Origin of the sequence: Flavobacterium coralii, from assembly GCF_019891545.1 — a bacterium.
Taxonomy (GTDB): Bacteria; Bacteroidota; Bacteroidia; order Flavobacteriales; family Flavobacteriaceae; genus Flavobacterium; species Flavobacterium coralii.
Genome location: NZ_JAHDIU010000015.1, coordinates 1 through 5,339, shown reverse-complemented (window position 1 = coordinate 5,339; position 5,339 = coordinate 1). Strand labels below are relative to the sequence as shown.

The window sequence follows — 5,339 nt, the reverse complement described above, 5'->3', positions numbered from 1 at the left end:
GTGCTTATTACCACCAACACCGCTAACGCCGGTGTGTTTGCGGATTATACCCTTCTTGAAGAGTGGACCGAGCTGGAGATCAACCCGGTTCAGACCGTTTATAACGAAGTGGTGGTGCCGATTCCGGCATCATTTGTAGGCCAGAATGTTCGCATTGCCTTTGTTATGGCAGGCGACAACGGAGACCGCTGGCTGGTGGATAACGTATCTGTGGTGTCACAGTGTATCGATCCTTCCAACCTTGGCGCCAACAGCTTCGGCCTTACTACGGCTAACCTAACCTGGACCAACAACAGTGGTGCCACTTCATGGGAAATTGAGATACTGCCTGCGGCAGCTATCCCTACAGAAACAGGTGTAGTTTATAACGGTGCCCCACCTTATCCTGCAACAGGATTAACACAGGATACCGATTATAAATTCTACGTTCGTGCACTTTGCGCCGATGGCGGTACGAGCGAATGGGTAGGCCCGTTCTTCTTTAGTACAGTGGCTTTGGGTGCAACCTGTAACGCCCCGATAGAAATTGCTACACTGCCATATTCTACTACCAACAACACCTCAAACTTTGGTGATGACTACAGCGGAAGCCCCGGTGCATCAGGCTGTGGTAGTACAGCAGCTTACCTTAATGGTGATGATGTGGTATATTCATATACCGCGCCTGCAAATGGTAACATTAGTATAAATGTAACCAATAATGGTACTTATTCAGGTGTATTTGTATATACAAGCTGTGCAAACATAGGCGTAAACTGTGCTGCAGGTGCTGTGGCAGGTTTTACTGCTGTGCCGCTTTCTATACCTACTTTTGCCGTAACAGCAGGACAAACCTATTATGTGGTAATCTCTACATGGGCAACACCTCAAACAACTCCTTATACGTTAACCATTCAGCAGGTTAACTGTGCCCCTCCTGTAGGCCTGCCAACAACAGGCATAGGGCAGACTTCTGCACAGCTGTCATGGACAAACCCAAGCGGTGCTACTTCATGGCAGGTAGTGGTGCAGGCTCCCGGAGCAGGAATACCTGCGGGTGCAGGCACAACAGCTACTACAAATACTAATTATCTTGCAGGCGGCCTTACCCCTGCAACACCATACGAATATTATGTAAGGGCTGATTGCGGTAACGGAACATTTAGTGCATGGGCAGGCCCTTACCTGTTCAACACCAGTATTTGTGATGTGGCCGACCAATGTAACTTTACATTTGTAATGACTGATAGTTTTGGTGATGGCTGGAATGGTAACACCATGACAATTTCCCAAAACGGAATTCCTGTTGCAACAATAGGTTCTACATTCACAACAGGCGTTGGTCCGGTATCGGTAACAGTACCGCTTTGCGACGGGCTTCCTTTCCAGTTGTACTGGAACGCAGGAGGTTCATTCGCGGGTGAAGTTGGTGTTTCTGTGGTAAACTCGTTTAACCAGACTATATATACTAAAGCTCCGGGAACAGGTGTGCAAAATAGTTTACTGTACACAACTACTGTAGATTGTGATACTCCTGCATGTTTGCCTCCTACCGGTCTTTCTGTTAGTCAGATTTCTACAGATCAGGTTGATTTAGAGTGGGACGGCCCCGCTACAGGCGACTGGGAATATGTTGTAGTACCTGCCGGTGATCCTGCTCCTGCAGATTCAGATACCGGAATAGCCACTACAACTAACCCTGCTACTGCTACAGGACTTACTGCGGCTACAAACTATGAGTTCTATGTAAGAATTAATTGTGTTGGCGGAACAACCAGCACATGGGCAGGACCATTTGCATTTACTACTGCCGTTTGTGAGCTTGCAAACCAGTGTGTTTACGATTTTGTGATGACCGATAGTTTTGGTGACGGCTGGAATGGCAACACCATGACGATATCTCAAAATGGTGCTACTGTTGCTGTTATAGGGCCAAGCTTTACAACAGGTCTCGGGCCTGTAACTGTTTCTGTTGCACTTTGTAACAACGAACCACTTGAGCTTTTCTGGAATGCAGGCGGTGCTTTTGCGGGTGAGGTAGGAGTGTCTATCGTTAACAATTTTGACCAGACAATTTATACCAAAGCTCCGGGAACAGGTGTTCAGAACTCATCACTATACACTACTACTGTAGATTGTAACAACCCTGCATGTTTACCTCCGGGAAGCCTTACTGCAACAAATATAACCACCACCGAGGCAGACCTTGGATGGGGCGGACCTGCGACAGGCAACTGGGAATATGTAATAGTGCCTCAGGGAGACCCTGCACCAACGGATACTACTCCTGGTGTAGCAACAACAACAAATCCTGCAGAAGTTAGCGGCCTTACACCAAGTACTGCTTACAGCTTCTACATCAGGCTTATTTGCGATGGTGGTACGCCAAGTGCATGGGCAGGCCCATACAACTTTAACACTCAATGTACTGCTTTTGATGTTCCTTTCTATGAAGGCTTCAACTCAGATTCTGATACTGAATTCTGCTGGACAGTAAATAACCAGAACGGAGATAATGATACCTGGAACATGAACTATCAGTTTAATACCTTTGAAGGTAACCAGGTTGCTGTAATAAATACAGACTTCAATAACGGTAATAATAACGACTGGCTTATTTCGCCTGCTATTAACCTTACCGGTAACCAAAGGCTTAAATTCCACCAAAGGGTGCAGTCTTCATTCGAGCCTAATGATTTCGAAGTGCTTGTATCTACTACCGGAACTAACCCGGCAGATTTTACAATTCCGCTTATTCCGCTAGCGTCATATGATAATACCGGATATGTAGAATATATTGTTAACCTTGAAGATGCAGGTACATTAATTACAGGGCCTGTTCATATTGCATGGCATGTTCCTAACGGAGGGCTTGACGGATGGATACTTTATATTGATAATGTAATTGTTGAAGATATACCACCATGTCCGGAAGTAACAGATCTTGCAGTTGCTAACATAACACAGACAAGTGCAGAACTTTCATGGGAAGCCGGTAGTGATGAAACACAATGGGAAGTATGGGTATTGCCTATAGGTTCTCCTGAGCCTACAGAGCCGGGAACTGTAGTTACAGAAAACCCATATACTGCAACAGACCTAGAGCCGGGCACTCCTTATGTGTTTTATGTAAGGGCAAATTGTGGCGATGTAGATGGAGACAGTGTTATTTCTAACCCTGAAACATTTGTTACTGCTCTTGTAAATGACGATTGCGACGGTGCTGTTGATGTGCCTGTTAACCCGGATGCAGAGTGCGATGAGTTTGTTTCCGGTTCTATGACAGGTGCAACAGGTTCAGGAGTAACTCAAACCTGTATAACATGGACGGATATTGAATATGATGTTTGGTATTCTTTTGTTGCAGAGGCTAATACCCACAGTGTTACTGTAAATAATATTACAGGCGGCTTATTCCTTCAGCAAATACTTTTTGAAGGAGATGACTGTGGTAACCTAACACAACTTTCGTGTGGTGATACAAGTGAGGTTTATACAGGCTTAGTTCCGGGTAATACTTACTATGTAATGGTATATACCACATTCTTTAATGACCCGTCGGCTATAACAAGTTTTGACATTTGTATCAAAACACCTGTTCCTCCAATATCTGTAAGTGCAGATCAATATACAATGGAGGAACTGGTACAGGAAGTATTGATTGGTTCAGACTGTGCTCTTGTATCAAATGTTACTTCTTCTCAGGGCAGCGACTTTGGTGGTGAAGCCAGTATAGGCTACTTTGACCAGAATGGATCTACATTCCCGTTCGAGAATGGTATAGTTATGGCTACCGGAGGCATATCTGAAGCTCCTGGTCCTAACCCGGGAAATGCAACCTTTGATCCTTTCGGATGGCCTGGTGATGCTGATTTATCTGCTATTATTGCAGAAGGTGGTAATACTGGTGCACTTAACAATGCTTCTGTGCTTGAATTTGATTTCGTGCCGTTCTCAGATGAAATAAGCTTTGATTTCTTATTCGCTTCAAGTGAGTATGGTACTTTCCAGTGCTTCTTCTCAGATGCATTTGCATTCATACTTACAGGCCCTACAACAGATCTAATGGGTGATAACCTGGCAGTAATTCCGGGTACTACTATTCCTGTATCAGTTGTAAATATCAGGGATACTCAGTATAATACCGGTTGTGCTTCAGCAAACGTTGAATACTTCGGTCAATACAACCCTAACAACCCTGAAGCCTCAGCAATAGGTTATAATGGTCAGACAGTGGTGATGCAGGCATCTGCCAGCGTAATAGCAGGTGAAACATACCACATTAAACTCGTTATTGCAGATTATAGCGATGCAGCTGTAAACTCAGCAGTATTCCTTGGTGGTGGCAGCTTTAATATAGGTGAGCCTGAATTTGGTACTGACCTAGTTATTGAAGATGGTAATGCAGTATGTGCTGGAGGCCAGGTGCTTTTAGATACTGAAATGGATCCTGATACTTATGACTTTATCTGGTATCAGAATGAAGAGGTTATCGATGGTGAAACAGGCCCTTCATATGAAGTAACTGAAGCAGGTACTTATAAAGTAGAAGTTTACTATGAAAATACAGACTGTTTTGTAGATGAAGAAATAGTAGTAGAATTCTATGACCCTATTGAGGACATAACAGGTGTTCCTGATGATCTCACAGCATGTGACGCAACCGGTTTTGCAACCTTTGATTTAACCGAGAATGATGCGGCTGTACTTGAAGGACTGGAAAATCCTGATGATTATGCGGTTACTTATCATGCTACTGCAGAAGATGCTGAAAACGGAGTAAGTCCGATTGGTCCGGAGTATACAAATACAACCCAGTTCCAGCAAACGGTTTATGTAAGGATAGAGAATACTGTTTCAGGCTGTTATGGTGTGAAGGAATTTGATTTGATAATTCAGGATCTTACACCGGAGTTTGATATGACAGAAGACTTTACCATTTGTGATGGTGGAACAGGTACTATTACTGTGACTCCAACTAACTTTGATGGTACTCAGGTAACATATACCTGGACACTGGATGGAGACCCTATTGCGGCTAATACAGCTACAATTACGGTAACTGAAGCAGGTATTTATGAAGTTACTATTGATAATACAGGTTGTGAAGCTACAGGTTCTGTAACTGTAACAGTAGCTCCTACCCCGGTACCGGATGCACCAGCCGATGTAACAGCATGCGACAGCTACACGCTTCCTGCCCTTACTGTGGGTAACTACTACACAGCAACAGGCGGACAAGGCGACATGCTTGCAGCAGGAGATGTTATAACCGCTACACAAACACTTTATGTGTATGCCGTAAGCGACACCAACCCTGACTGTACCGCAGAAAACAGCTTTGTGGTAACCATAAACAA

Annotated in this window: 1 protein-coding gene; it reads left to right on the top strand. The window is 44.4% G+C overall.

What is annotated here, in order from left to right; translation table 11 throughout:
* Positions 1 to 5,339 (top strand): choice-of-anchor L domain-containing protein (locus KJK34_RS14910; RefSeq protein WP_223054694.1); only part of this gene is annotated, 5,339 nt, incomplete at both ends.